This window comes from Avibacterium volantium (assembly GCF_049366555.1).
Taxonomy (GTDB): domain Bacteria; phylum Pseudomonadota; class Gammaproteobacteria; order Enterobacterales; family Pasteurellaceae; genus Avibacterium; species Avibacterium volantium_A.
Genome location: NZ_JBMMGT010000012.1, coordinates 46467 through 73279, shown reverse-complemented (window position 1 = coordinate 73279; position 26813 = coordinate 46467). Strand labels below are relative to the sequence as shown.

The window sequence follows — 26813 nt, the reverse complement described above, 5'->3', positions numbered from 1 at the left end:
ATATGCTCTTTTTCATTATTGTCGGCCAACTCATCGCCGCCGCCATCATCGATCATTTCGGCTTAATCGGAATGACCGCCCGCCCAATCCAAATCTGGCAACTCATCGGCTTTGTGTTTATGGGATTAGGCCTCGTGCTGTTTTTCTTTGGGAAAAGGTTGTTTGGGTAGGTTTTTCAAATCTACCCTATTTTTTAATCTCCGTTGTTTTTCAAATCTCCTGTACAACCCAAACATCGTTTACATTAGTTGGACTGCACAGGAGATTTGGAAAAATAAACCTAAAAAACACCGCACTTTGATCTGCCTACCAAATCCTAGGCACCTAGGAAGTTAAATATTGAGCCTGTATTGCACAGGGGTTAAGTTGTTTAATGCTGGTTTAATCCGCTGTTCGTTATAATAGCGAATATACTCGTGCAAAGCCTTCTCTAGCTCCGCAATCAGTTGATAAAGGCAATCTTGGTCACTATGATTGCGGTTGAATTTTTACAGATTTTTTTCTTTGAAGAAAATATTAAGCAACGGCTTAATTCTTTATTCTTTTTATATTAAGTAAAAAATGCCTGTTTATTATCGTGGAAAATATCAGTTTCATTAACCTTTCCCACGATAAAAAATTATTTTATTTAAGAGATACGATACAAGAAAATAAAAAGCACCTAGTTAATCTCCCCCCTTGTGTTAAATTATTTAATTCAACTTTTAGTGGGCAATAAAACAAGGTGCTTTTATTGTAGGACTATGCCCAACCTAACGCTTTCTTAATACCTTCGCCATAGGCTGGATCGCACTTGGTGCAGTTGTCAATATGACGTTGCTTGATGAAATCAGGGGCATCGCCCAAGGCGCGTGCGGTGTTTTCAAAAAGCACTTGCTTTTGTTCTTCAGTCATTAGCTGGAACAACGCGCGAGGTTGGCTGAAGTAATCTGCATCATCTTCGCGATAATCCCAGAAATCCGCATCACCAGTGATTTTCAATGGTGGCTCTTTGTATTGCGGTTGCTCTTGCCATTGGCTGAAGCTATTTGGCTCATAATGCGGCAGGCTACCATAGTTTGCGTCCACTCGCCCTTGACCATCGCGGTGGTTACTGTGTACAGGGCAACGCGCACGGTTTACAGGGATTTGCTGATAATTCACGCCTAAACGATAACGCTGTGCGTCTGCATAGTTGAACAGACGTGCTTGCAGCATACGGTCTGGTGATACACTAATTCCCGGCACTAAATTGCTTGGTGCAAATGCAGATTGCTCTACATCTAAGAAGAAATTTTCTGGATTGCGATTGAGTTCAAACTCACCCACCTCAATTAATGGATAATCTTTTTTCGGCCATACTTTGGTAAGATCGAAAGGGTGATAAGGCACTTTTTCCGCGTCTTTTTCTGGCATAATTTGCACAAACATCGTCCATTTCGGGAAATCACCACGCTCAATGGCTTCATATAAATCACGTTGGTGACTTTCGCGATCTTTACCGATAATCGCTTCTGCTTCAGCATCGGTAAGATTTTTAATGCCTTGTTGTGTGCGGAAGTGAAATTTCACCCAAAAACGCTCATTTTCCGCATTGATAAAGCTATAAGTGTGCGAGCCATAGCCGTGCATATGACGATAACTTGCTGGGATACCGCGATCGCTCATCACGATGGTTACTTGATGGAGTGCTTCTGGTAACAATGTCCAGAAATCCCAGTTATAGGTCGCTGAACGCATATTGGTACGTGGATCGCGTTTTACTGCTTTGTTAAGATCAGGGAACTTACGCGGATCACGCAAGAAGAATACAGGCGTGTTATTGCCCACCATATCCCAGTTACCTTCTTCGGTATAAAATTTCAGTGCGAAACCACGAATATCACGCTCTGCATCTGCTGCCCCACGCTCACCGGCTACTGTGGTAAAACGCGCGAACATCTCCGTTTTCTTACCAATTTCACTAAAAATTTTCGCTCGGGTATATTTGGTAATATCGTGGGTAACGGTGAATGTCCCGAATGCACCAGAACCTTTCGCGTGCATACGGCGTTCAGGAATCACTTCACGCACAAAGTTCGCTAATTTTTCTTGCAGCCACACATCTTGGGCTAAAAGTGGCCCACGTGGCCCTGCAGTTAAGCTGTTTTGGTTATCCACCACTGGCGCACCAAAATCGGTGGTTAAGTGAGTAACCGGACATTTTTTGATTGAATTATCAGTCATTTTTGTTTCCTTAGTTTAGTTAGTAGGAGTTAATTGCCGTAAATCATAGCAGTATTGAGCTAGACCTGACTAAATGATAATTTGTATTGATTTAATAGGGAGAAGGGGCAAAAAATAGAGAGAAATAAAAGTGTGGTGAAAAAGAGTGAATCTCCCTAAAACCTAGGAAACTTAAAGACGGGATTCTGTATAGCACAGAATCCATCCTTTTTGATTTTACGTGAACTCGTTCATAATCATACTTAATAAATATGATCATAAATAACTTATTTCAAGCTCATCTTATCATCACTCAGGAAATTTTCTATGATATATTCACCAATACAGTATCAATTCAATGGTAAGATTGAAAAAATATAGAGCTGTACTATATATTCAAAAAGAATCCTTCCTTAATAGTTAGAGTTAATTTCAACTTTTAAGGACTGATTCTTTTATATAGTTTTTCTGATAGAATACATTAAATTATAATAACTTTATTATTTGTGCGATTTTATCTGCGCTTTTTCCTAAAATAATCTGCAGTTGTTTCTCTCCAACTCTAATATTACCTTTAGAGCCTAAATCAGTTAATTTTTTCTCATTAACTTTAGAAAAGTCTGCGATATCAAGACGTAGCCTGGTGATACAAGCATTGATACCAGTTAAATTTTCTTTACCTCCTACAGCATCTAATAAATTTTTAGCTTGCTCTTTTAAGTAGGGAGAAATTGTTTCACTCTCTTTTTTAGAAAAAAACATAACTACCTCACATGACATCTTTTAATTTTGTTGTTTATTCTTAAGGCTTTCTAATAATACTGCAAGGATAATAATCCCACCTTTTACTACTTGTTGGTGATAACCAGGTATATTTAACAAATTCATTAAGTTAGAAATAATGCTTAAAATTAATACACCAATTAATGTATTAGTTACTGTCCCTTTACCACCTGATAAACTTGCCCCACCAACAACAACTGCCGCAATAGCATCAAGTTCAAATCCAATTCCAAATACCGGTGAGCCAACCCCCGTTCTTGTTGTTGCAAGAACACCCGCTAAAGCACAAGCAACACCGCAGATAACATAAACGAGAAACTTATAACGCTCGACCTGAATGCCTGCAAAACGAGTAGCTACTTCATTACTTCCGATAGAGATAATTAAACGCCCGAATACTGTCTTTTTATATACAAATAATGCACCAAAGAAACAAATTAATAATACATAAAAAGGTAATGGTAAACCAAGAAAATAACCTGTTCCAAAATCAGTGAACGCATCATCCTCTACGAAAATTGGCTGCCCTTTGGACACAATTAATCCCAATCCTCGAGCAACAGTCATCATCGCAAGCGTAGCCACAAAAGGGGCTACTTTAAAATAAGAGATTAATCCCCCTGCAGCCGCTCCAATTACCGCACCTACTAATAAAGCAATAAATGTACTTCCAAAGATACCATAATCTGGCATTAATAACGCGACAATAACAGATACCAAAGCCATTATCGAGCCTACCGATAAATCAATTCCACCAGTTAAAATGACAAACAGTAATCCAAGGGAAACAATACCAAGTGGCACACTCTGTCTAAGCACATTAGTAATATTTTCTAATGAATAAAAACGATCTGTCAATAGTCCTGCAATCACTAACATTAAGATAAAAAACATTAATGTGGAGTGTTTTAAACAAAATAAATATAGCTTTTTCATACTTCTCTCCTAGTTTATTGTTTCTCGTTTTGGAATAGCTAATCTCATAATATTTTCTTCTGTCATTTCATTTTCTTGCAACTCACCGGTAATTGCTCCATCACTCATGACATAAATGCGATGACACAACCCAATAAGCTCAACTAATTCAGAAGAAATAACTAATAAGCCATATCCTAATTTTGCTAAATCAGAAATAATACGATAAATTTCTGCTTTAGCCCCCACATCAACTCCCCTTGTGGGCTCATCAAGAATGATGAAATCACAATCTGTACTCAACCATTTTGCTAGTACTACCTTTTGTTGATTTCCTCCACTTAAACTAGAAATAGGATCTGTTAATTTACCTAGTTTAATCTGTAATAATCGTTGTAATTTTTCGCCAGCTTCTTTTTCTGAACCGTGATTAATTACACCTGCTGTAGAATATTTATTTAATGTTGACATTGTCATATTTTCTACAATTGACAAATTTAGCACCGCACCTTGTTCTTTCCTGCTCTCAGGAACTAATCCAATGCCATAATTAATTGCTGAAGGTACATTATGTACGCTAATTAGCTCCTCATTTTTATAAATATCTCCACTGGAATATTTATCAATTCCAAAAATACATCTTGCTACTTCTGTTCTTCCTGCACCGACTAACCCAGCTAAACCGACAATCTCACCTTTTCTAACATTGAAATTAATATCTTTTAATATTTTTCTACGGTTTAAATTAACAACTCTAAAAATATCTTTTTCTTGTGGGATATTTTTCTCTGGATATAAAGACTCTAATTCCCGTCCGACCATATAACGAATAATGTCATCTTCTGTAGAAGTTTTAGGATCGAGTTCAGCAACGGTTTGTCCATCTTTAATGACTGTAATTGAATCAGAAATTCTGAATAGTTCTTCTAAGCGATGAGAAATATAAATAATAGTAACGCCTTGTGCTTGAAGCTTCTTAAGATTTTCAAAAAGAATATCAATTTCAGGATCAGCTAATACTGCCGTTGGCTCGTCAAGAATGAGAATATTGACATTTTTAGTTAATGCTTTGGCAATTTCAACCATTTGTTGATAAGCAACACTTAAATCACCTAATCGCATCTGAGGGGAAATATCAAATCCTAATGTTTTTAACGCCTCTTGCGCTCTATCATTAATTGATTTCCAGTTGATAGTTTGTTTTCCATTCCCTAAATCATCTAAAAAAATATTTTCTGCGACAGAAAGATCTGGAGATAATGCAAGTTCTTGATGAATAATACCAATTCCTTTCTTTTGACTGCTTTTAGGATTTGAGAAATTAACCTCTTCTCCATTTATCCTAATGGTGCCACTATCTTTAATATAGATACCAGAAAGAATTTTCATCAAGGTCGATTTACCTGCTCCATTCTCACCAATTAAAGCGTGGATACTTGCTTTCTTAACATTAAGACTGATATCAGTTAACGCTCTAACGCCACCAAAATGCTTACTTACATTGCTAATTTCAATTGCAAATTCAGACATAATTTTTTCTCCTAAAACAAGGTTGTGGTAAATCCACAACCTATGGGAAGATAATTTATTGAATTAGTATAAAGAATCTGGGTTATATACCTCATCAACATTTTCTTTGGTAATCAATAACGGTTTGATGTATAAATAGTCAGGGAAATCACGTTTACCAGCTTGGTAAGCTTTAATAGTGTCAATAGTTAACTTAGTTAAAGCATCTGGATTATTTGAGGCGGTAGCTTGCAATGTTCCTTTTTTAATGGCTTCTAAACCAAATTTATAACCATCATGCGCATAAACTTTCACATTTTTTAATTTACCCGCAGCTTTTAATGCTCGAATACCACCTAATGCCATATCATCCATCTCAGCGTATACAGCATTAATTTTGTCACCATGAGCAACTAAAGCATCTTCCATTGCTTTTAGACCACCTTGTTGATCCCAATTTCCCCAAACTTGAGAAATAACATTAACATTAGACTGATTATATTGACGGATTTGAGCATCCATTACACCAATGAGGAAATTATTACGGCGTGCTTCACCCACTAAATTACCTTGGTTACCACTAATTAATACAAGATTAATTGGCTCTTTACCGAATTGACTCACAGCAAATTCACCAATCATTTTATTATTTGCTGCATTATTAGCCTGAATACGTGTAATTACAGGTGCAGAAAGTGCAATATCACTATCCAATGCAATCGTTGGCACTTTAGTGCGTTTTGCCATTTCTGTAATTTTAATTCCAGCAACGGGATCTTGTGGGTTCAGGACTAGATAATCGATTCCCTGAGATAACATATCTTCTACATCAGCAATTTGCTTATTAAGATCTCCACGAGCATCAGTTGTAATTAATTCATATCCTGCATCTTTAGCATGAATTTTCATATATTCTGTTAGCCCATTAAAGAAAGCCCCATTGAGTGTTCGATTGGCAAATCCCACTTTAATTTTGTCATCTGCCACAGCGGTTGCAGCAACTGAAAGAGAAAGCGCTAATGCAGTAATTAATTTTTTCATATAAACCACCTTAGTAAAGTGAATGTAGAATACGAAACTATGCCAACGAAAGTGCGGTCATAATTTCCCTAAAAATGGGTTTCCCCATAAATTTAATGTACAGTTGTTGTAGCAAATTTTGCCGCTTGACGCTCAATCGGTAATCCTTCTTTATAGCGTTGAATAAAACTTTCATAGCCTTCGACCCAAGCTGGATCTGGCTTTTTAACATTATCTTCTACGCCGGCAAAAACGATTTGATCAAGATATTCTGTTAATAACAAGCCTTTTTGTTGGCTATATGCGGCGAGTAACGCAATTCCCCAAGCGCCGCCCTCACCTGCTGTATCAAGCACTGCAACAGGAACGTCTAATGCAGCAGCAAGCACATTTTGTGCTACATCTTTACTTTTGAATAAGCCACCATGAGCAAAAATCTTTTCAATTTTTACCTTCTCTTTTTTTGTTAGCGTATCCATACCTAGTTTCATTGCACCAAATGCGGTATAAAGTTGGACAAGAATAAAATTTGCTAAAGAAAAATTGGCTTTGGCTGGATGGGCAAAGAGTGGGCAACCCTCAGTCAAATCCACACCATGCTCCCCAGAATAGAAACAATAAGAAAGCAATCCTCCAGCATCAGGCTGAGCAGTCAAGGCTTGATTAAATAATGTGCTATACAATTTGTCAGGGTTTACCGTTAAACCAAAACTCAACAGCACCTCATTAAATAACTGAAACCAAGCATTAAGATCTGAGCTGCAATTTTGTGAATGCGCCATCGCAACAAGATCGCCCGCTGGTGTGGTCACCATATCTAAATCACGATAAACCTGTGAAAGTGGTTTCTCTAACACAACCATAGCAAAAGCAGAAGTTCCGGCAGAAACATTTCCCGTTTTAACTTTTATACTGTTAGTTGCCATCATTCCCGTTCCAGCATCACCTTCTGGAGGGCAAAGTGGACAACCCGCCTGCAGGTTACCTGTTGGATCAAGTAATGCAGCCCCCTTCTCTGTCAATGTACCTGCATTTTCTCCAGCAACTAAGACTTTCGGTAAAATCTGTTCTAATTTCCAATTGAAGCCATTCGGTTCTATAAGATGTTCAAAAGTCTCAATCATTGGACGATCATAATTCTTGTAAGTAGAATCAATAGGAAACATTCCTGAAGCATCACCGATTCCCAATACTTTTTCATCTGTAAGCTGCCAATGCACATAGCCTGCCAATGTCGTAATATAAGCAACATCTGAGATATGAGATTCTTTATTAAGAATAGCTTGGTAGAGATGAGCAATACTCCAACGTTGCGGAATGTTATATTGTAGTAAATCAGTTAATTTATCTGCAGCTACTGCAGTAGTGTTATTACGCCAAGTCCGAAACTCTGCAAGTTGTTTTTCCTGAGAATCGAACGCTAAATAACCGTGCATCATTGCACTTACACCAATTGCAGCTAAACGTTGTATAACAACACCATATTGTTTTTCTACATTATTCGATAAATCACGATAACTTTCTGCTATACCAGACCAAACTTCATTTAAAGGATAAGTCCAAATACCATTAACAAAATGATTTTCCCAATCGAATGAACCTTTTGCTAAAATAAAGCCCTTTTCGTCAATAAGCACAGATTTAATTCTTGTTGAACCTAATTCAATGCCTAAATAGGCTTGACCATTTTCAATTACACTTTTTGCTGAAGGCTGCATATATCCCTCCTCTTAATACCAAATGAATAATGGCAATATATCTCAAGGATGCTCATAAATTATTATAATGAGCATTCCTTATATTTAATTAGAAACAAGTAAATGCGCCATCAACGATAAAGTCAGAACCCGTTGTAAATGAACTTGTATCTCCTGCTAAATATACGCAAATAGATTGCAACTCCTCTGGTTTCCCTAGACGATGTAATGGAGCCATTTCATTCCAAGTTTTAATAAGCGGCTGCAAAGATTCTGAATTCAAAGTAAGTTCTGTACCAATATAGCCTGGGCTTAAACTATTTACTCGAATACCATATTTAGCCCATTCAATTGCTAAAGACTTGGTCAACTGAATTACACCTGCTTTTGAAGCGTTATAGGCACATTGTGGTTGAGGAACATTCACGATATGTGCGGACATTGATGCAGTATTAATGATTGATCCACCTTTTCCTTGCTCAATCATTAATTTTCCCGCGGCTTGCGCAGTTAAAAATACTCCTGTTAGATTCACATTAATCACTTTCTGCCATTGCGCTAATGTCATTTCTTCTGCAGGAACATTGATACAAATTCCAGCATTACAGAAAGCGATATCTAGTGAATCAAACTCCTGCTTAATTACATCCATTAAATGATTTACACTTGCTTCATCTGTTACATCTGTTTGTACTGCAATTGCTTTGACTTGCTCTAATTGGGCAATTTCGTTTGCTGTTTTTTCTGCTTCTGCAATATCAAAATCTGCAATAACAATATTGGCTCCTGCTTGAGCAAAAGCTACTGCCACACTTTTACCAATACCTCTTGCACCACCAGTAACAAATGCCGTTTTTCCAGTTAATTTCATTTTTTCTAAAATACCCATAATGCACTCCTAATGTTAATAGCAATCAATAGAAATTTAAGAAAACAACTTATATAAAGCCATTTAACTTAAGCGCCTTTATATTAGTTGCTTTAGTATATTTCCACAACAGACTTTGCTAAAATAACTTACGTAAAAAAGAACTTTTTAACAAATTTGTGACATAGTTCACATAATTTTAAAATAAAGAAATTTTGGGGAATATGATTTAAGGAAAGATATAAATGATTGATAATAAAGAACTTATAGATATAAAAGAAAAGAATTACCGGCAAATTTATAAATTGTTTTTTGAAAATGAAGCGCTCGCAAAACCACAAATCGCAAAGACATTGGGTCTTAGCTTGCCCACAGTAGTACATAATATCAATAAATTACTTTTCGAAAATAAAATTAAAGAATATGGGCTTGCTCCTTCTCAAGGTGGGCGACCAGCTACGGCTTATACTCTTATTCCTGATGCATTTATTGCAATTGGTGTCGAAATTCAACAAAAAGATATCAAAGTATTAGCACTAAATTTGAAAGGAAAAACTACCGCACTTAAGATTTTCCCTGCGCCATTTTCTAACACTGAGAAATACATTACCGAAATCTGTCATCACATTCATTCTTTTATCACAGAACATCAATATGAGCCACAACAAATTTTAGGCATTGGCATCTCAATTCAAGGCATTGTCAATCACACAGGCGATAGCATTCTGTATGGCAGAGTGCTTGATTGTGAAAAATTAAATATCATTCAAATACAGCAACATTTCAACGTTCCAGTAAAATTTTTTCACGATGTAAAATGTGCAGCAGCTGCGGAGCTTTGGACTGTAAAATACATTGATAATGCTATTTATGTTTCTATTAGCGAACATTTAGGCGGAGCAATTATCCTAAATAACCAAATTGATCTTGGTAAACAGGGCTATTCTGGAGCACTAGAACATCTACAAATAAATCCTACAGGTAAAGCTTGCTACTGTGGTAAGAAAGGTTGTTTAGAAACTTATTGCTCTGTTTCCGCTCTTATTGAGCCATCAGAAAACTTAACGCAATTTTTTACAAGGCTGGAACAAAACGACTCTAATACTTTACAACGTTGGAATAGCTACCTAGATGCTCTTGCTCAAGGGCTAAATTACGTCTATTTACTGCTAGAGCGCGATATTATCCTTGGGGGAGAAATAGCACAATATCTTTATCAAACGGACATTATTGAACAATTACAAGAACGCATAGAAAAACTTAACCCATTTCCAATAAAGGGGAATTTTATAAGGATTGCTGAGCAGCATAATAATGCGACTGCAATGGGGGCGGCTTTGCCATTTATTAAAGCATACTTACCCTAAAACTTATTCCTTTCTCCCCCTAATTACAGTATTATTTAGCACTTTATTATCCAAGGTAAGGAACTGTTATGAAATGTCATCGTCTAAATGAGGTGTTGGAATTGTTGCAACCTTATTGGTCGCAAGATCCTGATTTGAGCTTAACCCAGATTTTGCAGAAAATCGCTGATGAGGCAGGGTTTGATAAACCTGTGGCAGAATTAACGGACGAAGTGATTATCTATCATTTGAAAATGTATGGCACAGATAAGCACGAGCCGATCCCTGGGATTAAAAAAGATTATGAAGAAGATTTTAAAACCGCGTTGCTAAAAGCGCGTGGCATTATTGAATAAGGAAAGTTGTAATGAAAAAATTTCTTGTTGCCTTAGCATCATTATTTTTTGTGGCGAATGTACAAGCCGCGGATTTAACAGAAGGAAAACAATACATTGCGTTAAACACTGAACGCGCGGTTCAGCCTGAAGTGATTGAGTTTTTCTCTTTTTATTGCCCACATTGTTATGCCTTTGAAATGGATTATCACATTCCTGAGAAAGTGAAAGCAGCCCTGCCTGAAGGCACAAAATTTAAGCAATATCACGTGAATTTCTTAGGTTTTCAATCAGAAAATCTCACTCGCGCTTGGGCATTAGCAATGGCCTTAGGCGTGGAAGAGAAAGTCAAAGCACCATTATTTGAAGCAGCGCAAACTGCGGTGAAAAATCGTGATCAAAGTGCGCCAAGTTTAGATGCTATTCGTCAAATTTTTATTGATAGCGGAGTAAGTGCAGAACAATTTGATGGCGGGATTAACAGCTTTGCGGTAACAGGTTTGTACAATCAGCAAGTGCAAGCGGCTGAGCGTTTTAATGTACACGGTGTGCCAGATTTCTATGTAAATGGTAAATATCGTGTGAACCCTGAAGGGCTATCGCACAGTGAAGAAGGTTTCATTCAAGATTATGTAGAAACCGTGAAAGCCTTGCTACAAAAGTAACAAATAAATTGCAAAACTAGGCAAAAATTGGTTTAATGCGTGCCGATTTTGAATTCGCAATATTGAGGATATTATGGCAGAAAGTTTTAGCGTAACGCGTCGCTTTTTTGACGATAAAAACTATCCCCGCGGTTTTGCTCGCCACGGTGATTATACAATCAAAGAATCCCAAGCTTTAGAGCAATATGGTCAAGCATTTAAAGCCTTAGATAGTGGTGAGCGTGCGCCTGTAACAGAAGAAGAAAAAGCCTTTGTGGCATTTTGTCAAGGTGAGCGTCAGCCAGAAACGTTCTTTGAAAAAACGTGGAATAAATACCGCACATTAACCAGCACCACAAAACGTGTTTATACTTTATCTGGCGTGGTAGCGGATAACCTAGAAGAGATGAGCAACGCGGATTAATCTGCCTAGCAAGATCATAAGGCTTGAGCAATCAAGCCTTTTCTTTTTGTTGGCAACGAATAATGAGAACTATCAATGCAAGCCTTACCTATCGAAAAATATGATGAATTATTGGCAGAAAAACGCCAAAAATTGACCGCACTTTTAGCGCCCTTTAATGCACCAGAATTAGCAGTATTTGATTCGCCAAAACAACATTATCGTATGCGTGCTGAATTTCGTGTTTGGCATCAAGATGATGATTTTTATCATATTATGTTTGACCGTCAAACGCGTAAGCCTTATCGCATTGATCATTTTCCGATTGCCAGCCAGCTTATCAATCAGATGATGCAAGCGCTTTTGCCGTTGCTCAAACAGCAAACCATTCTCAAGCATCGTTTATTCCAAATTGATTATCTCAGCACCCTGAGCAATAAAATTATCGTCAGCCTGCTTTATCACAAAGTCTTAGATGAACAATGGCAACAGGCGGCGGTAGCATTACGCCAAACCCTGCAACAACAAGGTTTTGACGTGCAGATCATCGGGCGTGCCTCTAAACAAAAAATTTGTTTAGATCAAGATTATGTGGACGAAATTCTGCCTGTAAACGGCAAAGAATATATTTATCGCCAAGTGGAAAACAGTTTCACGCAGCCTAATGCGGTGGTAAATGGCAAAATGTTGCAATGGGCGATTGATTGCACCCAAAACAGCCAAGGGGATTTGCTCGAGCTTTATTGTGGCAACGGCAATTTTTCTATCGCGTTGGCGCAAAACTTTCGTAAGGTGCTGGCAACAGAAATTGCTAAGCCTTCAGTTGCCGCCGCGCAATTTAACATCGCTGCGAATCATATTGATAATTTGCAGATTATCAGAATGTCGGCAGAAGAATTTACCCAAGCAATGAACGGCGTGCGTGCTTTTAATCGTTTAAGAGGCATTGATTTACAAGCTTATGATTGCAATACCATTTTTGTTGATCCACCACGGGCAGGGCTTGATCCTGACACGGTAAAATTGGTGCAACAATATGATCGCATTTTGTATATTTCCTGCAATCCGTACACTCTATGCGACAACTTGCAAACCCTATGTCAAACCCACCGCATTGCGCGTGCGGCGCTGTTTGATCAGTTCCCTTATACTGAACATATGGAATCTGGTGTATGGTTGATCCGAAAATAGCCGTGCAACTGATTTGCGAAACAAAAAATTCGCAAAATTTCACCGCACTTTGTGAACAACAAGGTTTAATTCACCAGCCAGACAGCCCGTTGGCCTTAGTACAAACGGAACAAAACGGCATTGAGCGTTTAGAATTACGCAAATTAGACGAACCCAAATTAGGCGCGGTGTATGTAGATTTTGTCAGCGGTGCAATGGCGCATCGGCGCAAATTCGGCGGCGGACGCGGCGAAGCTGTCGCCAAAGCCGTTGGCATCAAAAAAGATTATCTGCCTAGCGTCATTGACGCCACCGCAGGGCTAGGGCGTGATGCCTTTGTCCTTGCTGCTATTGGCTGCCAAGTGCGCTTAGTAGAACGCCACCCTGTGGTCTATTTATTACTACAAGACGGCTTGCAACGAGCTTATCAAGACGCAGAAATCGGCGCAATGATGCAGCAAAATATGCAGTTATTGCCCATAAAACAGATTGATGAACTTGCTCAACAAGGCTCGCAAGCAGACGTGGTGTACCTCGACCCAATGTATCCCCACAAAGCGAAAAGTGCCTTAGTGAAAAAAGAAATGCGTGTTTTTCAGCATTTGGTGGGTGCAGATGAAGACGCAGACCAACTGCTCGTCCCCGCCTTACAAATCGCACAAAAACGTGTGGTGGTAAAACGCCCCGACTACGCCCAATTTCTCGCCGAAAAAGCCCCGCACTTTAGCCGCGAAACAAAAAATCATCGCTTTGATATTTATACTGTGATTTAGCCACGCAGCTTAATAAAGGGAATAAAAAAAGCAGATCAAAGGATCTGCTTTTTGCGTTCTTATACTTATTTTAATATAAGCTAAATGATTGGATATAAGGCAATTTTCCTGCTTTTAGCATTTTCTCAATGCCGCTACGGTGATCTGTTGTACCTAAACCTCGCAGCTCAAAATTGATGCTAAAGCTATTGTCGTAAACCACTTCATTTGCTTTTTGTCCGTCTTTACTGGTTACATAACGGCGCGCGCCAACACCGACTGCCCAGCAGCAAGTGTTATATTTCACGCCGAGATATTGCTCAACAGGTTTGTTTAAAGCCAGATCTTGATAGTAATGGCCAACCACGGCCCATCTGTCGGCAATTTCCCACGCGGCCACTAAACCGAGCTGTTTAATATCTTGGTTATACGCATTTGCGCCGGTGAGGTTTTGGTCAATATATTCCTGACTTGCGTAGCGATAACTCAGCTGAATCAGATTATTGCCACTTGGGTTATATTCCAACACGGTATTGGCAAGGGAGGTTTGGTGTAAGCTGGTATCGTATTGATAGCTACCACGCCAATTCCATTTTGGGCTAATACGCCAGTTGCTTTCTAATGACCAAGATGAGGTGGAACGATCACTGCTATTGCTTGGATTATTATCAATACGCGAATCGTTGAGATAATAAATTTGCCCTAAAGAGAGATTAAAACGTTCGTTTCCTTCTTGATCGTAAAAACGTGTTGTTCCCCCTAAGGTGAACTGATTTGCCGAAGCGATACGGTCTAAGCCACTATAACGGCGATCACGGAATAAGGAAAAGTAATCTTGCTGCAATAAAGCAGAGTCATAACCAAAACCAAGATATTGGCTATTTAATTTTGAGCCGATATTGCTTTGATCTTTATAAGGACGATAAAGATACTGAATGTGCGGTTCAATTGTTTGCGTATAGCCATCAAATAAGGTCTCTTTGCTGGCAAGCAAGGTTTGCAAATCTACTTTCACTTGCGGCAACACACGGGTTACAGAGCGTTCAATCTCTTCTGCATTTTGCCCTTTCCCTTTGGTTTGATTATAGTGCGTGGCGTAAAGTTTGGTTTCGATATTCAAACTGCCGTAACGGTTCGCAAGGGGAATATTAAGGCTTGGCTCAATGTGATAACGCCAAGCTTTTGGCATTAAGGCGCTGTCATTCTCAAAACGAGAAATTTGTGAGAATAAACGGAAATCCATTAAACCGTTAGCAAGCCCATCACGATAATAATTAAAATCTAGCTGTGGAAAAACGCGGTAAGGCCCAATATCCACGTCATCAAACACTTGGAATTGCTTCGCCGATAGAGAGAAATTGTAGTTTGGCTGATAGTACGCGATGCGGAAATTTTGATCAGCATAACCGTCCGTGCTGCGTCCGTAAGCGGAGTCAAAATCTGAGAAATAACGCTTATCGCTGACTCTGGTGTAATCCACGTTTAAACGCCAATTTTGTAAGAAACTGGAACTGTGTCGCCAGTGGAATAAATGACGCGAACGGTTATCCCCTTGGTAATCATCAAGCCGATCACGGCCTAAATATTCGCCTGCAATTAACCCTTCGCCAAGCTGCGTGAGATAGCGTGCTTCACCATTAAATTGCCAGCCACGTTTTGACATAAATTTTGGTGTTACTGTCATATCAAAATTGGGTGCAATGTTCCAATAAATAGGCTGAGCATACCAATAACCATCACGGCTAGATGTGCCCGCATTTGGAATGAGCAAACCAGAACGGCGACGATCGCCAATAGGCAATTGTAAATAAGGGGTATAGAAAATCGGCACGCCGTGAACTTTAAAGCGCGCGTGCCACATTTCGGCATATTCTTCTTGGATATGCTGACGCATTTCAGAGGCTTCAATCGCCCAGCTATTATCATCAGGCAAACAAGAAGTGAACGTGGCGTTTTTCAACAAGCGATAATCATTGCGTAGCTCAACTTGCTGTGCTTTACCACGCCCTTGACGGCCGACAAATTGGTAATCTGCGCCTTCGACATCGGCATCTTTATTATTCAGATCCACCTTGGCAGAATCACCTAACAGATTGATTAGATTATCTTTATAATCAAAACCATTCTTCGCATAGGCAAAGCGTTGCACATTTTGCCCTTCGCCTGTTTGAATCACTTCCGCCACTTGCGTTTTTAAATGGCGATTGCCTTGTTGAATATCCACGTCCCCTTCGTAACGTGCATTAACAGGCTGATTTAACTCCACGCGATCGGCTTCAATATAAACTGGCAATTCATTTGGATCGCCTTGCACCACTTCCCCTTGAAACTGTGGTACGCCAGCTAAACATTGCTGCTGCAAACTTGCCCAACTTGGCGCGCCATAAAGTGCGGTCAAAATTGAGAAAGAAAGCATTGTGTAGTAATTTTTTTTCATTAATAACCCATTTTGTTTTCAGGTGTAGAAATTAACCTGATTATAAAGAAAAACCGCTCAAAAAGCATTTTATTTATGCTTACAAAAACAGGTGTTGAGATGATCATTCACCAACCCCATTGATTGCATAAAGGCATAACAGGTGGTTTCGCCCACAAAGACAAAGCCACGTTTTTTCAACGCTTTCGACAAATTTTTTGAGGTTTCGGTTTTTGCTGGCACGGCAGATAAATCCGGCACATCATTCATTTGTGGCTGATGATTAACGAATGCCCAAATAAAATCGCTGAAATTTTCACCGCACTTTTCCATCGCTAAATAGGCTTTGGCGTTTTTCACAATGGCTTCTAACTTGGCACGATGGCGAATTAATCCTGCATTTTGCATACATTCATCAAGATCTTGTTCTGTCATCTTGGCAATTTTTTCAGGATTAAAATGAAAAAAGGCTTGCCGATAATGTTCACGTTTTTTCAACACCGTGATCCACGAAAGCCCGGCTTGTTGCCCTTCTAAACAAATTTTTTCAAATAATTTCAAACTGTTATATTCTGGCTTGCCCCATTCATTATCGTGGTAATCTTGATAAATCGCCGAACCTTCCGCCCAGCTACAACGTGTTTTCATTTTGTTTTCCTTATATTGTGATCCTGATCACAGATTTTATTTCTCTAAGGTTTTCTACCGCATCAAATTTAATTTAGAATCTACCTATCAATACCAAAGCTAAAATAGCTATATGTGCATCGCTAAGATGTGATATTGTATGCGAACTTAACTAACAATCAAATGAGAGGTAACTATGACAACACAATTAGAAGCATTACGCGAAATGACCGTGGTTGTGGCAGATACAGGGGATATTGAAGCCATTAAAACCTACCAACCACAAGACGCCACCACCAACCCATCACTCATTTTAAGCGCCTCTGCTTTGCCTCAATATGCACCATTAATTGATGAAGCCATTGCTTATGCCAAAAGCAAAAGTGCCGACAAAGCACAGCAACTTATTGATGCAGAAGATAAATTAGCGGTAAACATCGGTTTAGAAATCCTCAAAATTGTTCCAGGACGCATTTCTACCGAAGTGGACGCACGTCTTTCTTACGACACCCAAGCAACCGTTGAAAAAGCGCGTAAATTAATCGCTCTTTATAATGAAGCAGGCGTATCTAACGATCGTATTTTAATTAAAATCGCCTCTACTTGGCAGGGTATCCGTGCAGCAGAAATCCTTGAAAAAGAAGGCATTAACTGTAACCTAACCCTGTTATTCTCAGAAGCGCAAGCACGTGCTTGTGCGGAAGCGGGTGTATATTTAATTTCCCCATTCGTGGGCCGTATTCTTGACTGGTACAAAGCGAACAGCGACAAAAAAGAATACGCTACCGCCGAAGATCCGGGCGTGATTTCAGTGACGAAAATTTACAACTATTACAAACAACACGGCTATCAAACCGTAGTAATGGGCGCAAGTTTCCGTAACGTAGGCGAAATTACTGAGCTTGCAGGTTGCGACCGCTTAACCATCGCCCCAGCGTTGTTAAAAGAATTGCAAGAAAATAACACCGCACTTGTGCGTAAATTAGATTACACTGGTGAAGTGAAAGCCAAACCACAACCGCTTACTGAAAGCGAGTTCTACTGGCAGCACAACAGCGATCCAATGGCAGTAGAAAAACTGGCTGAAGGGATTCGCAAATTCGCCATCGACCAAGAAAAATTAGAAGCGATGCTATTGGCGAAGTTCTAATCGAAATCTGATAAAACAAAGCCCCAAAAATCAATGGGGCTTTTGCTATGCGTGCAAATTCTGCCAAAAATCCAACCGCACTTTTAATTCTTGCAATGGCACAAAGCGGGCGAAGCGCTCCACTTCTTTTTGTTGATAAAAAATAAGTACCACTGGGGCAGTGAGTGCGTGGAAATAACTCGCCATTTCGGGAATATCCGCGATGCTCGCTTGCATTGCGGAAAGTGTTGGATAAGTCGGCAAAAGTGCTTCAAGCTGCTGCGCTACGGCAGTACACACTCCACAGTTTGGTGCTTTAATAAGCAACAAAGCAAAAGGGTTTTCATTAATATGTTGTTCAATTTCCTTTAATGTCGTTGCGATTTTCATTATTTAAACCTAATGAAAGTAGTTCCTAAAAAGAATTTCTTCACAATAAAGTGCGGTGCAAATTTTAGGAATTTTTTCTTTATCCTTCCATATAACTTTTTAGTGCCTCGCCTTGTAATCCGGCATTAAGAGCAATCAACAATTTTAAGCGTGCTTTTGGCGCATTGAGTTCTTTCACAAACATCACGCCTTGTTCTTGCAAACTTGCACCACCGCCGTCATAACCATAAACAGGCTCTGCAATGCCGTTAAAACAACGAGAAACCAAGGCAACAGGAATGTTATGCGCAAGCAGCCGTTGTAATCCTTTTTCTGCTTGCGGTGGAATATTCCCTGCGCCGAGTGCTTCAATAATCAAGCCGTCTAACTGTTGCAGATCTAATTGCTCAAACAGCCAACTGTCCATTCCTGCATACGCTTTGATGATTTGCACATTTCCTCTCACCGTTTCTAAATCAAAACGCACACGCGGCTCAGCAGTTTTGAAAAAGAGAATGTCTTTTTTCATAATCACACCCAAAGGCCCGTGCGTTGGTGTTTGGAAAGTGGAAACGTTGGTGGTGTGGGTTTTGGTGACATATTTTGCGGCGTGAATTTCATCATTCATCACCACTAATACGCCTTTATCGGCACTTTTTTCAAAACTCGCCACACGCAATGCGGAAAGGTAATTATAAATGCCATCACTGCCAAGTTCATTATTGGAACGCATTGCGCCCGTGATCACAATCGGCATTTTCGGCAGCTGCATTGTATCTAGAAAATAGGCGGTTTCTTCCAATGTATCCGTACCGTGTGTAATCACCACGCCATCATAATTTGCACCGTCTTGTTTAATTTTCTGGCTCAACGCCAACATATGCTCAAGGCGAATATGCGGACTAGGAAGATTGAGAAAATCCACCGATTCCACTTCAACATTATGCAAATCAAACCCGACTTTGGTCATAGGATTAGTGGCATTTGGCGCCACTTTCCCTTGACTGTCCGCGTGCATTGAAATTGTTCCACCCGTGTGGAGAACAAGGAGTTTTTTCATTATTTTTCGATCTTCTATTCTGTTTTAATTGCACTATTTTAGCATAGCTATTCACAAAAAATTTGTTACAAGCCTTCAATCACACTAAAGTGCGGTAGAAATTTTCATTATTTTTAGTTAATCAGCCAAGCACTGCGAAGTTTAGTCAGAGTAGGAGGAGAGGTTAAACCTGTTAAAAGTCTTTTCTGAAGCTGGAACTTCTGTTTTACCGCCTTGTCCATATTTCAAACAAAGAAATATTTTTTATACAAGGAGTTCATTATGCGCAGACACAAATTAACCGAGAACGATGTTACGCCGGAAGAAATTTTCTATCATCGACGCAAACTGATTGCTGGACTTGGCGCAATAGGTGGAATGTCTCTATTACCGCAAATTTCACAAGCAGATCCTATGCCTCAAGAGAATTTACTTCTCTTCAAAAAAGACAGCTTAAACACCGCATTATCCTTAACGCCAGAAGATAAAGTAACTGGTTATAATAACTTCTATGAATTTGGCATAGACAAGGGCTCTCCCGCTCAATATGCACACACATTAAAAACCGCTCCTTGGCAAGTAGAAATTTCTGGTGAAGTTGAAAAACCATTAATCTTGGATTTACAGGATCTTTATACACGTTATCCCTTGCAAGAAAGAATTTATCGTTTCCGTTGTGTAGAGGCGTGGGCAATGGTTATTCCTTGGATTGGTTTTGAATTAAATGCTCTCTTACGCGAAGTTAGACCAACCAGTCGAGCGAAATATGTTGAGTTTGAAACGCTCTATGATCCAGAGCAAATGCCGGGGCAAAAAAATTTCTTCTGGGGAGGTGGAATTAATTACCCTTATCGGGAAGGTTTAACGATTGCTGAAGCAATGCACCCACTCACGCTGCTCTCCGTTGGACTTTATGGCAAAAAGCTAACGCCTCAAAATGGTGCTCCAATACGTCTAGTCGTTCCTTGGAAATATGGATTTAAAAGCATAAAGTCGATTGTAAAAATTCGTTTAACCGAAACTCGTCCGCTCAATACTTGGCAACAACTTGCGCCGCATGAATATGGCTTTTATGCCAACGTGAACCCAAATGTGCCTCACCCTCGATGGTCACAAGCCAGTGAACGTGTTATTGGTGCAGGCGGATTATTCAATGTGAAGCGACAACCCACCTTGCTGTTTAATGGTTATGATGAAGTTGCCTCACTGTACCAAGGATTAGATTTAACGGTTAATTACTAATGAAATCAGCACGTTTCTTACTGCATTTTACTGCTGGCGCCCCTTTTATATGGCTAGGTCATGAACTCATTATCAACCAAGGACAATATTTTGGGGCCGATCCGATTAAAGAATTAATTCACTTTTTAGGATGGATGGCACTTAGCCTATTTCTAGGTGTTTTTCTCTTCAGAGAGGCGATAGGGCTATTCAAATGGCATAAATTAAAAACCTATCACCCTATTTTAGGGCTATGGGCAATGGTATGGGCGAGTTTACATATTATTGCCTATTTTTATCTTGAATTAGGCTTAGACACTTCTCTATTTATTGAAGAGTTAATCTTACGCCCTTATCTTCTATTCGGTGCATTAGCTTTTTTAATCTTCATTTTTACTTCGGTGATCATGCTGCCAGCTATAAAACGTTATTTACAAAGAACTGTTTTTCCCTTACATCAACTCAGTTATATCGCCCTATTTTTTGCCTCCGTGCATTATGTTTGGTCATCAAAAAGTTTTCAATTAGGGGCATGGATTTACTTGCTTACAGCAATCCTGCTTCTGATATTGAAAGTGTGGAAATATTTAAAAAGCCATAAACGTTGAATAAATCATAATGCAACAAAAAAGCCAATGGCATACACCATTGGCTATTGTTTTATTTAAAGCGATAACTAATAAATTAGATTACTGCTTTTTCTACAACGCGAACTAAAGTCCAAGACTTAGTTTTTGAAATTGGGCGACATTCGCGAACTTCTACTACATCACCTAATTTCGCTTCGTTGTTTTCATCGTGCACGTGTAATTTTGTTGTGCGGCGGATAAACTTACCATAAAGTGGGTGTTTCACTTTGCGTTCGATCGCAACTGTGAATGATTTATCCATTTTGTCGCTAATTACACGACCTTGCACGGTACGAATATTATCAGTCATTACTCACCCGCCTTCTCGGTTAATACAGTTTTCACTTGTGCAATACTGCGACGCACTTGTTTTAACTGATGGGTTTGTTGAAGCTGACCGGTGGCTGCTTGCATACGCAATTTGAATTGCTCACCTAACAAGTTAACCAATTCAGCATTCAGCTCTTCAACAGTTTTTGTACGTAGTTCTTGAGCTTTCATTACATCACCGTTTTAGTTACGAATGTGGTCTTGATTGGCAATTTCGCTGCTGCAAGTGCAAATGCGTTTCTTGCTAATTCTTCAGACACACCATCCATTTCATAAAGTACTTTACCCGGCTGGATTAAAGCTACCCAGTATTCAACGTTACCTTTACCTTTACCCATACGGACTTCTAATGGTTTTTCAGTAATTGGTTTATCTGGGAATACACGGATCCAGATTTTACCTTGACGTTTAATCGCACGAGTCATCGCACGACGTGCTGCCTCAATTTGGCGAGCGGTTAAACGACCACGACCAACTGCTTTCAAACCGAAGGTACCGAAGCTAACTTCTGTACCACCTGCAATTCCACGGTTACGACCTTTTTGGACTTTACGGAATTTTGTACGTTTTGGTTGCAACATTTAGCAATTCTCCTTACTTACGACCTTTACCACGTGGTTTTTTAGGCGTGGTAGGTTGTTGTTCTGGTTGTTGTTCAATTGCAGCCATTCCACCAAGAATCTCACCTTTGAAGATCCACACTTTAACGCCGATTACGCCGTATGTTGTGTGAGCTTCTGCAGTGTTATAATCGATGTCCGCACGCAGTGTATGTAATGGTACACGACCTTCACGATACCACTCTGAACGAGCAATCTCTGCACCACCTAAACGACCGCTTACTTCAACTTTGATACCTTTAGCACCTAAACGCATTGCGTTTTGTACTGCACGTTTCATTGCACGGCGGAACATTACACGGCGTTCAAGTTGTGAAGCGATGCTATCAGCAACTAATTTTGCATCTAATTCAGGTTTTTTCACTTCAGCGATGTTGATTTGTGCTGGAACACCTGCGATTGCCGCAACAGCGTTACGTAATTTTTCAACATCTTCGCCTTTTTTACCGATTACGATACCTGGACGAGCTGTGTGAATTGTTACACGAATACTTTTCGCTGGACGCTCAATAGTGATGCGTGAAACGGAAGCATTCGCTAATTCTTTATTTAAGAATTGACGCACTTTGAAATCGCCATCTAAGTTAGATGCGAAATCTTGTGTATTCGCAAACCAAGTAGAGCTCCAAGGCTTAACAATACCTAGGCGAATACCATTTGGATGGACTTTTTGACCCATTGCTATTCCTCTACTAAATTAACGATCTGACACAACCACTGTGATGTGGCTTGTACGTTTTAAAATACGATCTGCACGACCTTTAGCACGTGGCATAACACGTTTCATACTAGGACCTTCATCTACGAAAATCTTAGTCACTTTAAGATCATCGATATCTGCACCATCATTATGCTCAGCATTAGCGATTGCAGACTCAAGCACTTTCTTAACTAGCGATGCCGCTTTTTTGTTAGTGAAAGTTAAAATTTCTAACGCTTGATCTACTTTTTTGCCACGGATTAAATCCGCAACTAAGCGAGCTTTTTGCGCTGAAGTGCGAGCGTAACGATGTTTAGCTATAGTTTCCATCTTTTACCCCTTACTTCTTAGCTTTCTTATCCGCAGCATGTCCGCGGTAAGTACGAGTCGGTGCAAATTCACCGAGTTTATGACCAATCATTTCGTCCGATACATAAACTGGAACGTGCTGACGACCATTATGGACTGCGATGGTCAATCCGATCATTGAAGGAATGATCATTGAACGACGGGACCAAGTTTTAATTGGTTTTTTATCCCCGCTTTCCACCGCCTTCTCTACCTTCTTCAACAAGTGTAGGTCAAGGAAAGGACCTTTCTTGAGAGAACGTGGCATGGCTTATCCTCTTTAATTGATTAAAAAATTATTTACCACGACGACGTACAATGTATTTATCAGTACGTTTGTTATGGCGAGTTTTCTTACCTTTGGTTTGAACGCCCCAAGGAGTAACTGGGTGTTTACCGAAGTTACGACCTTCACCACCACCGTGAGGGTGATCAACAGGGTTCATTGCTGTACCACGAACTGTTGGGCGAACGCCTCTCCAGCGGTTAGCACCAGCTTTACCAAGAACGCGAAGCATATGCTCTGAATTGCCCACTTCACCGATGGTTGCAGAACATTCAGCTAATACTTTACGCATTTCACCTGAGCGAAGACGTAAAGTTACATAGTTACCTTCACGAGCAATAATTTGTACATAAGCACCAGCAGAACGTGCAAGTTGTCCGCCTTTACCAGGTTTTAATTCAACGTTATGTACAGTTGAACCAACAGGGATATTACGCATTGGTAATGAGTTACCAACTTTAATAGGTGCGTTTACGCCTGCTTGGATTTGATCGCCTGCGCTTAAACCTTTAGGTGCTAAGATATAACGGCGTTCACCATCTTTATAAAGCACTAAAGCAATATTTGCACTGCGATTTGGATCATATTCAAGACGCTCAACAACCGCTGGGATATCTAACTTGTTACGTTTGAAATCGATTAAACGGTAATGTTGTTTATGACCACCACCGATATGGCGAGTAGTAATACGTCCTAAATTATTACGACCACCAGTTTTAGATTTGCTATCTAATAATGGTGCGTAAGGTTTCCCTTTATGTAATTCAGGGTTTACGATTTTAACAACGTGACGACGACCAGCGGAGGTCGGCTTACATTTTACGATAGCCATTTATTTCTTTCTCCTCCGTAATTACTCTGCACCTTCAACGAAGTCAAGTGATTGACCTTCTTGAAGAGTTACATAAGCTTTTTTCCAGTCACTGCGATGTCCCATCTTCGTACCACGACGTTTAGTTTTACCTTTAACTACAACAGTACGAACAGAATCTACTTTCACTTCAAATAATTCTGCAACAGCTTTTGCAATCTCTGCTTTGTTGGCATCTAAAGCGACTTTGAAAACGATGGTGTTTGACTTCTCAGCGTTATTTGTTGCTTTCTCAGAGACGTGAGGTGCTTTTAACACTTTTAGCAAACGTTCTTGTTGAATCATGCTAACATCTCCTCAATTTGTTTCACTGCATCAACAGTTAAAACCACTTTATCAAAAGCGATTAAACTTACTGGATCAATACCTTGAACATCACGTACATCTACTTTGTATAAGTTACGCGCTGCTAAGAATAAATTCTCATCTAAGTTTGCAGTGATGATAAGAGCGTCAGTTAACGCCATATCTTTTAATTTTTGAACTAAGGCTTTAGTTTTTGGTGCATCGATTTCGAATTTTTCAACAACAACTAAACGATCTTGACGAACAAGCTCAGATAGAATGCTTTTGATTGCACCACGGTACATTTTTTTGTTCACTTTTTGGCTGTGATCTTGTGGTTTCGCTGCGAAAGTTACACCACCTGAACGCCAAATTGGTGATTTCACATCACCAGCGCGAGCGCGACCTGTACCTTTTTGACGCCAAGGTTTTTTACCTGAACCAGACACTTCAGCACGAGTTTTTTGTGCGCGAGAACCTTGACGAGCACCTGCTGCATAAGCAACAACTACTTGGTGGATTAACGCTTCATTAAACTCACGTCCGAAGGTAGTTTCAGAAACAGTTAGTGCGTTTGCACCTACAACTTGTAATTCCATCTCTATCTCCTAGACTTATGCTTTAACTGCTGGTTTAACGATAACATCACTATTAGTTGCACCAGGTACAGAACCTTTAACTAATAATAAATTACGCTCAGCATCTACACGAACAACTTCAAGTGATTGAACGGTTACACGCTCAGCACCTAAGTGTCCAGCCATTTTTTTACCTTTAAACACACGACCTGGAGTTTGGTTTTGACCAATAGAACCAAGTACACGATGTGATAAAGAGTTACCGTGGCTTGCATCTTGAGTACGGAAATTCCAACGTTTAACACCACCTTGGAAACCTTTACCTTTAGATGTACCAGTAACATCAACTTTCTTAACATCTGCAAAGATGTCAACATTAATTTCTTGACCTAAAGTGAATTCTTCACCTTCAGTTGTACGAAATTCCCATAAACCGCGACCAGCTTCAACACCTGCTTTCACGAAATGGCCTGCTTCAGGCTTAGTTACACGGCTCGCTTTTTTAGAACCAGTAGTAACTTGAATTGCAGTATAGCCATCGTTTTCAAGAGTTTTAACTTGAGTTACACGGTTTGCTTGGATTTCGATAACAGTAACCGGTACAGACACACCATCTTCATTGAAGATACGAGTCATACCAACTTTACGACCGACTAAACCAATCATTGTCATAACCTCTTAATTAACCTAGGCTGATCTGCACGTCAACGCCGGCAGCCAAATCTAAACGCATTAATGCATCAACAGTTTTTTCTGTTGGTTCTACGATATCTACTAAACGTTTGTGTGTACGAATTTCGTATTGGTCACGAGCGTCTTTATTAACGTGTGGAGAAATCAACACGGTAAAACGTTCCTTACGCGTTGGTAAAGGAATTGGACCACGAACTTGTGCGCCAGTACGTTTAGCTGTTTCTACGATCTCCGCTGTAGATTGATCGATCAAACGATGATCAAAGGCTTTTAAGCGGATACGGATTCTTTGGTTCTGCATTAGACCAGAGCTCCAATAATTTTTAGCTAAAATAAAACTGACACCATCACCTTTCATAAACTTCATTGAAAGGGAAGTGCAGTAACCTAATATTATAGTCCCCCAATCGGGAACATTTTATGTATTACAAAATCTGTAACACGCCTTTAATAAATGATTACATCAAAGGGCTTTCTAAGAAAGCTTGTGGATTATACTTAGCTCAGCTAGGAATTGCAACCAATTTCTCAGCAAAATCTGAAATTTAGTATTCCCACTTCTCAGGATTAATCCCTAGTTCACGCATAATTTCTTTTGCCTGCTCAGGAATCTCATCGTGGCGTTCTTTTAGTAAATCCTCATCGGTCGGTAATGGCTGCCCTGTAAATGCGTGCAAAAACGCCTCACACAACAACTCACTATTTGTTGCGTGGCGTAAATTTTTGAGCTGACGTCTTGTCCGCTCATTAGTTAAAATTTCCAGCACCTTAATTGGAATAGATACCGTAATCTTCTTTACTTGCTCACTCTTCTTACCGTGCTCTGCATAAGGGCTAATATATTTACCGTCCCAATTTGCCATAATGCCACCTTAAATCTCCACAAAAATTGTGTTTATTTTAAAGAAAAATCGCCGAAATAACAATCTAGACATTAAGACTGCTAGACAGCCAGATGAAACTCTTGAAAAATCCACAAAAAAAACACCGCACTTCAGTTTTATGCAAACCCTAAGTGCGGTGTAAATTTTCGTAGTTTTTATATG

Annotated in this window: 34 protein-coding genes; 10 read left to right on the top strand and 24 right to left on the bottom strand. The window is 39.6% G+C overall.

Annotation, left to right across the window (positions count from 1 at the left end):
• Window positions 1-2: 2 nt before the first annotated feature.
• Window positions 3-170 (top strand): DMT family transporter, encoded by a 168-nt coding sequence (locus ACLS0A_RS05590; protein WP_423106797.1) that lies wholly within the window; start codon window positions 3-5, stop codon window positions 168-170.
• Between the two features lie 162 nt (window positions 171-332).
• On the opposite strand, the gene ACLS0A_RS05585 is transcribed toward ACLS0A_RS05590, so the two are convergent.
• The 8 genes from ACLS0A_RS05585 to ACLS0A_RS05550 all read right to left on the bottom strand — a co-directional run bounded on the left by ACLS0A_RS05585 (window position 333) and on the right by ACLS0A_RS05550 (window position 8997).
• Window positions 333-446: an IS3 family transposase gene (locus tag ACLS0A_RS05585; RefSeq protein WP_416083424.1), complete on the bottom strand. Its 114-nt coding sequence runs from the start codon at window positions 444-446 to the stop codon at window positions 333-335.
• Window positions 447-741: 295 nt separating this feature from the next.
• A complete protein-coding gene (locus tag ACLS0A_RS05580; protein ID WP_103853672.1) occupies window positions 742-2205 on the bottom strand; it encodes a catalase in 1464 nt (487 codons plus the stop codon).
• A gap of 465 nt (window positions 2206-2670) precedes the next feature.
• A complete protein-coding gene (locus ACLS0A_RS05575; protein WP_416083423.1) occupies window positions 2671-2946 on the bottom strand; it encodes a glucose PTS transporter subunit EIIB in 276 nt (91 codons plus the stop codon).
• 21 nt (window positions 2947-2967) lie between these two features.
• On the bottom strand, window positions 2968-3903 hold the full coding sequence (locus ACLS0A_RS05570; RefSeq protein ID WP_416083422.1) for an ABC transporter permease: 936 nt from the start codon (window positions 3901-3903) through the stop codon (window positions 2968-2970).
• Between the two features lie 9 nt (window positions 3904-3912).
• Window positions 3913-5412 (bottom strand): sugar ABC transporter ATP-binding protein, encoded by a 1500-nt coding sequence (locus tag ACLS0A_RS05565; RefSeq protein ID WP_416083421.1) that lies wholly within the window; start codon window positions 5410-5412, stop codon window positions 3913-3915.
• 63 nt (window positions 5413-5475) lie between these two features.
• Entirely contained in the window at window positions 5476-6432 is a 957-nt protein-coding gene (locus ACLS0A_RS05560) for a substrate-binding domain-containing protein (RefSeq protein WP_416083420.1), read from the bottom strand.
• Window positions 6433-6524: 92 nt separating this feature from the next.
• Window positions 6525-8129 (bottom strand): xylulokinase, encoded by a 1605-nt coding sequence (locus ACLS0A_RS05555; RefSeq protein WP_416083419.1) that lies wholly within the window; start codon window positions 8127-8129, stop codon window positions 6525-6527.
• An 88-nt stretch (window positions 8130-8217) separates the two neighbouring features.
• On the bottom strand, window positions 8218-8997 hold the full coding sequence (locus ACLS0A_RS05550) for an SDR family oxidoreductase (RefSeq protein WP_416083418.1): 780 nt from the start codon (window positions 8995-8997) through the stop codon (window positions 8218-8220).
• A gap of 224 nt (window positions 8998-9221) precedes the next feature.
• Here ACLS0A_RS05550 and ACLS0A_RS05545 point away from each other — a divergent pair, with 224 nt between their 5' ends.
• The 6 genes from ACLS0A_RS05545 (at window position 9222) to ACLS0A_RS05520 (ending at window position 13647) form a co-directional block, all read left to right on the top strand.
• The gene (locus ACLS0A_RS05545; RefSeq protein ID WP_416083417.1) at window positions 9222-10343 is read left to right on the top strand and encodes an ROK family protein; all 1122 of its coding nucleotides are present in this window, start codon (window positions 9222-9224) and stop codon (window positions 10341-10343) included.
• A 68-nt stretch (window positions 10344-10411) separates the two neighbouring features.
• Window positions 10412-10678 carry a YihD family protein gene (locus ACLS0A_RS05540; protein ID WP_103853621.1) on the top strand — a complete coding sequence of 89 codons (267 nt, stop codon included), beginning with the start codon at window positions 10412-10414 and terminating at the stop codon, window positions 10676-10678.
• 11 nt (window positions 10679-10689) lie between these two features.
• Complete coding sequence (dsbA, locus tag ACLS0A_RS05535; protein ID WP_103854735.1) at window positions 10690-11322, top strand: thiol:disulfide interchange protein DsbA; 633 nt, start codon at window positions 10690-10692, stop codon at window positions 11320-11322.
• 73 nt (window positions 11323-11395) lie between these two features.
• On the top strand, window positions 11396-11725 hold the full coding sequence (locus tag ACLS0A_RS05530) for a DUF413 domain-containing protein (RefSeq protein ID WP_115248897.1): 330 nt from the start codon (window positions 11396-11398) through the stop codon (window positions 11723-11725).
• Between the two features lie 75 nt (window positions 11726-11800).
• Window positions 11801-12895, top strand: coding sequence for a tRNA (uridine(54)-C5)-methyltransferase TrmA (gene trmA / locus ACLS0A_RS05525; RefSeq protein WP_416083416.1), 1095 nt, complete (start codon window positions 11801-11803; stop codon window positions 12893-12895).
• A complete protein-coding gene (locus ACLS0A_RS05520) occupies window positions 12877-13647 on the top strand; it encodes a class I SAM-dependent methyltransferase (protein ID WP_416083415.1) in 771 nt (256 codons plus the stop codon). The genes trmA and ACLS0A_RS05520 overlap by 19 nt, the downstream gene beginning before the upstream one ends.
• A 70-nt stretch (window positions 13648-13717) precedes the next feature.
• Here ACLS0A_RS05520 and lptD read toward each other — a convergent pair whose 3' ends face one another.
• Together lptD and ACLS0A_RS05510 are read right to left on the bottom strand one after the other, a co-directional pair.
• A complete protein-coding gene (lptD, locus tag ACLS0A_RS05515) occupies window positions 13718-16063 on the bottom strand; it encodes an LPS assembly protein LptD (protein WP_416083414.1) in 2346 nt (781 codons plus the stop codon).
• A gap of 69 nt (window positions 16064-16132) precedes the next feature.
• Window positions 16133-16690, bottom strand: a complete 558-nt coding sequence (locus ACLS0A_RS05510) for a DNA-3-methyladenine glycosylase I (protein WP_416083413.1) — start codon at window positions 16688-16690, stop codon at window positions 16133-16135.
• 175 nt (window positions 16691-16865) lie between these two features.
• Between ACLS0A_RS05510 and tal the strand changes: the two genes are divergently transcribed.
• A complete protein-coding gene (tal, locus tag ACLS0A_RS05505; protein WP_423105267.1) occupies window positions 16866-17819 on the top strand; it encodes a transaldolase in 954 nt (317 codons plus the stop codon).
• 45 nt (window positions 17820-17864) lie between these two features.
• Here tal and ACLS0A_RS05500 read toward each other — a convergent pair whose 3' ends face one another.
• Window positions 17865-18188, bottom strand: coding sequence for a thioredoxin family protein (locus ACLS0A_RS05500; RefSeq protein ID WP_416082747.1), 324 nt, complete (start codon window positions 18186-18188; stop codon window positions 17865-17867).
• Between the two features lie 79 nt (window positions 18189-18267).
• Complete coding sequence (locus ACLS0A_RS05495; protein ID WP_416082751.1) at window positions 18268-19230, bottom strand: asparaginase; 963 nt, start codon at window positions 19228-19230, stop codon at window positions 18268-18270.
• A 258-nt stretch (window positions 19231-19488) separates the two neighbouring features.
• Here ACLS0A_RS05495 and msrP point away from each other — a divergent pair, with 258 nt between their 5' ends.
• Window positions 19489-20448: a protein-methionine-sulfoxide reductase catalytic subunit MsrP gene (msrP, locus tag ACLS0A_RS05490; protein ID WP_126370735.1), complete on the top strand. Its 960-nt coding sequence runs from the start codon at window positions 19489-19491 to the stop codon at window positions 20446-20448.
• Window positions 20448-21035, top strand: a complete 588-nt coding sequence (locus ACLS0A_RS05485; RefSeq protein WP_103853560.1) for a sulfite oxidase heme-binding subunit YedZ — start codon at window positions 20448-20450, stop codon at window positions 21033-21035. Before msrP ends, ACLS0A_RS05485 begins: the two co-directional genes overlap by 1 nt.
• A gap of 76 nt (window positions 21036-21111) precedes the next feature.
• Here the strand turns inward: ACLS0A_RS05485 and rpsQ are convergent, their stop codons facing one another.
• The 12 genes from rpsQ to metJ all read right to left on the bottom strand — a co-directional run bounded on the left by rpsQ (window position 21112) and on the right by metJ (window position 26630).
• On the bottom strand, window positions 21112-21366 hold the full coding sequence (rpsQ, locus tag ACLS0A_RS05480; protein WP_103853559.1) for a 30S ribosomal protein S17: 255 nt from the start codon (window positions 21364-21366) through the stop codon (window positions 21112-21114).
• Window positions 21366-21557, bottom strand: a complete 192-nt coding sequence (gene rpmC, locus ACLS0A_RS05475; RefSeq protein ID WP_017805230.1) for a 50S ribosomal protein L29 — start codon at window positions 21555-21557, stop codon at window positions 21366-21368. Before rpmC ends, rpsQ begins: the two co-directional genes overlap by 1 nt.
• Window positions 21557-21967: a 50S ribosomal protein L16 gene (gene rplP / locus ACLS0A_RS05470; protein WP_103853558.1), complete on the bottom strand. Its 411-nt coding sequence runs from the start codon at window positions 21965-21967 to the stop codon at window positions 21557-21559. The genes rpmC and rplP overlap by 1 nt, the downstream gene beginning before the upstream one ends.
• 13 nt (window positions 21968-21980) lie before the next feature.
• Window positions 21981-22685 carry a 30S ribosomal protein S3 gene (gene rpsC / locus ACLS0A_RS05465; protein ID WP_103853557.1) on the bottom strand — a complete coding sequence of 235 codons (705 nt, stop codon included), beginning with the start codon at window positions 22683-22685 and terminating at the stop codon, window positions 21981-21983.
• Window positions 22686-22703: 18 nt separating this feature from the next.
• Window positions 22704-23036: a 50S ribosomal protein L22 gene (gene rplV, locus ACLS0A_RS05460; protein WP_017805227.1), complete on the bottom strand. Its 333-nt coding sequence runs from the start codon at window positions 23034-23036 to the stop codon at window positions 22704-22706.
• Between the two features lie 10 nt (window positions 23037-23046).
• Complete coding sequence (rpsS, locus tag ACLS0A_RS05455; RefSeq protein WP_005539416.1) at window positions 23047-23322, bottom strand: 30S ribosomal protein S19; 276 nt, start codon at window positions 23320-23322, stop codon at window positions 23047-23049.
• Window positions 23323-23350: 28 nt separating this feature from the next.
• On the bottom strand, window positions 23351-24172 hold the full coding sequence (gene rplB, locus ACLS0A_RS05450; RefSeq protein WP_103853556.1) for a 50S ribosomal protein L2: 822 nt from the start codon (window positions 24170-24172) through the stop codon (window positions 23351-23353).
• A gap of 21 nt (window positions 24173-24193) precedes the next feature.
• Entirely contained in the window at window positions 24194-24496 is a 303-nt protein-coding gene (gene rplW / locus ACLS0A_RS05445; RefSeq protein ID WP_035687397.1) for a 50S ribosomal protein L23, read from the bottom strand.
• Window positions 24493-25095 carry a 50S ribosomal protein L4 gene (gene rplD / locus ACLS0A_RS05440; protein ID WP_103853555.1) on the bottom strand — a complete coding sequence of 201 codons (603 nt, stop codon included), beginning with the start codon at window positions 25093-25095 and terminating at the stop codon, window positions 24493-24495. The genes rplW and rplD overlap by 4 nt, the downstream gene beginning before the upstream one ends.
• Window positions 25096-25110: 15 nt before the next feature.
• Window positions 25111-25740, bottom strand: a complete 630-nt coding sequence (gene rplC / locus ACLS0A_RS05435) for a 50S ribosomal protein L3 (RefSeq protein ID WP_035687403.1) — start codon at window positions 25738-25740, stop codon at window positions 25111-25113.
• 16 nt (window positions 25741-25756) lie between these two features.
• Window positions 25757-26068: a 30S ribosomal protein S10 gene (gene rpsJ, locus ACLS0A_RS05430; RefSeq protein ID WP_001181005.1), complete on the bottom strand. Its 312-nt coding sequence runs from the start codon at window positions 26066-26068 to the stop codon at window positions 25757-25759.
• A gap of 244 nt (window positions 26069-26312) precedes the next feature.
• Complete coding sequence (gene metJ / locus ACLS0A_RS05425) at window positions 26313-26630, bottom strand: met regulon transcriptional regulator MetJ (RefSeq protein ID WP_115248600.1); 318 nt, start codon at window positions 26628-26630, stop codon at window positions 26313-26315.
• Window positions 26631-26813: the final 183 nt, after the last annotated feature.

What these genes read in the sequence shown, in the direction of transcription:
- ACLS0A_RS05560 (WP_416083420.1), bottom strand. Translation starts at nt 6,432, where the DNA reads ATGAAAAAATTAATTACTGCATTAGCGCTTTCTCTTTCAGTTGCTGCA.
- ACLS0A_RS05575 (WP_416083423.1), bottom strand. Translation starts at nt 2,946, where the DNA reads ATGTTTTTTTCTAAAAAAGAGAGTGAAACAATTTCTCCCTACTTAAAA.
- ACLS0A_RS05500 (WP_416082747.1), bottom strand. Translation starts at nt 18,188, where the DNA reads ATGAAAATCGCAACGACATTAAAGGAAATTGAACAACATATTAATGAA.
- rplD (WP_103853555.1), bottom strand. Translation starts at nt 25,095, where the DNA reads ATGGAATTACAAGTTGTAGGTGCAAACGCACTAACTGTTTCTGAAACT.
- ACLS0A_RS05570 (WP_416083422.1), bottom strand. Translation starts at nt 3,903, where the DNA reads ATGAAAAAGCTATATTTATTTTGTTTAAAACACTCCACATTAATGTTT.
- ACLS0A_RS05520 (WP_416083415.1), top strand. Translation starts at nt 12,877, where the DNA reads ATGGTTGATCCGAAAATAGCCGTGCAACTGATTTGCGAAACAAAAAAT.
- ACLS0A_RS05510 (WP_416083413.1), bottom strand. Translation starts at nt 16,690, where the DNA reads ATGAAAACACGTTGTAGCTGGGCGGAAGGTTCGGCGATTTATCAAGAT.
- rplW (WP_035687397.1), bottom strand. Translation starts at nt 24,496, where the DNA reads ATGATTCAACAAGAACGTTTGCTAAAAGTGTTAAAAGCACCTCACGTC.
- ACLS0A_RS05590 (WP_423106797.1), top strand. Translation starts at nt 3, where the DNA reads ATGCTCTTTTTCATTATTGTCGGCCAACTCATCGCCGCCGCCATCATC.
- ACLS0A_RS05580 (WP_103853672.1), bottom strand. Translation starts at nt 2,205, where the DNA reads ATGACTGATAATTCAATCAAAAAATGTCCGGTTACTCACTTAACCACC.
- ACLS0A_RS05555 (WP_416083419.1), bottom strand. Translation starts at nt 8,129, where the DNA reads ATGCAGCCTTCAGCAAAAAGTGTAATTGAAAATGGTCAAGCCTATTTA.
- lptD (WP_416083414.1), bottom strand. Translation starts at nt 16,063, where the DNA reads ATGAAAAAAAATTACTACACAATGCTTTCTTTCTCAATTTTGACCGCA.
- metJ (WP_115248600.1), bottom strand. Translation starts at nt 26,630, where the DNA reads ATGGCAAATTGGGACGGTAAATATATTAGCCCTTATGCAGAGCACGGT.
- tal (WP_423105267.1), top strand. Translation starts at nt 16,866, where the DNA reads ATGACAACACAATTAGAAGCATTACGCGAAATGACCGTGGTTGTGGCA.
- trmA (WP_416083416.1), top strand. Translation starts at nt 11,801, where the DNA reads ATGCAAGCCTTACCTATCGAAAAATATGATGAATTATTGGCAGAAAAA.
- rplC (WP_035687403.1), bottom strand. Translation starts at nt 25,740, where the DNA reads ATGATTGGTTTAGTCGGTCGTAAAGTTGGTATGACTCGTATCTTCAAT.
- ACLS0A_RS05485 (WP_103853560.1), top strand. Translation starts at nt 20,448, where the DNA reads ATGAAATCAGCACGTTTCTTACTGCATTTTACTGCTGGCGCCCCTTTT.
- ACLS0A_RS05565 (WP_416083421.1), bottom strand. Translation starts at nt 5,412, where the DNA reads ATGTCTGAATTTGCAATTGAAATTAGCAATGTAAGTAAGCATTTTGGT.
- rpsC (WP_103853557.1), bottom strand. Translation starts at nt 22,685, where the DNA reads ATGGGTCAAAAAGTCCATCCAAATGGTATTCGCCTAGGTATTGTTAAG.
- ACLS0A_RS05540 (WP_103853621.1), top strand. Translation starts at nt 10,412, where the DNA reads ATGAAATGTCATCGTCTAAATGAGGTGTTGGAATTGTTGCAACCTTAT.
- ACLS0A_RS05530 (WP_115248897.1), top strand. Translation starts at nt 11,396, where the DNA reads ATGGCAGAAAGTTTTAGCGTAACGCGTCGCTTTTTTGACGATAAAAAC.
- dsbA (WP_103854735.1), top strand. Translation starts at nt 10,690, where the DNA reads ATGAAAAAATTTCTTGTTGCCTTAGCATCATTATTTTTTGTGGCGAAT.
- rpsJ (WP_001181005.1), bottom strand. Translation starts at nt 26,068, where the DNA reads ATGCAGAACCAAAGAATCCGTATCCGCTTAAAAGCCTTTGATCATCGT.
- rplP (WP_103853558.1), bottom strand. Translation starts at nt 21,967, where the DNA reads ATGTTGCAACCAAAACGTACAAAATTCCGTAAAGTCCAAAAAGGTCGT.
- ACLS0A_RS05550 (WP_416083418.1), bottom strand. Translation starts at nt 8,997, where the DNA reads ATGGGTATTTTAGAAAAAATGAAATTAACTGGAAAAACGGCATTTGTT.
- rpsS (WP_005539416.1), bottom strand. Translation starts at nt 23,322, where the DNA reads ATGCCACGTTCTCTCAAGAAAGGTCCTTTCCTTGACCTACACTTGTTG.
- rpmC (WP_017805230.1), bottom strand. Translation starts at nt 21,557, where the DNA reads ATGAAAGCTCAAGAACTACGTACAAAAACTGTTGAAGAGCTGAATGCT.
- ACLS0A_RS05545 (WP_416083417.1), top strand. Translation starts at nt 9,222, where the DNA reads ATGATTGATAATAAAGAACTTATAGATATAAAAGAAAAGAATTACCGG.
- msrP (WP_126370735.1), top strand. Translation starts at nt 19,489, where the DNA reads ATGCGCAGACACAAATTAACCGAGAACGATGTTACGCCGGAAGAAATT.
- rplB (WP_103853556.1), bottom strand. Translation starts at nt 24,172, where the DNA reads ATGGCTATCGTAAAATGTAAGCCGACCTCCGCTGGTCGTCGTCACGTT.
- rpsQ (WP_103853559.1), bottom strand. Translation starts at nt 21,366, where the DNA reads ATGACTGATAATATTCGTACCGTGCAAGGTCGTGTAATTAGCGACAAA.
- rplV (WP_017805227.1), bottom strand. Translation starts at nt 23,036, where the DNA reads ATGGAAACTATAGCTAAACATCGTTACGCTCGCACTTCAGCGCAAAAA.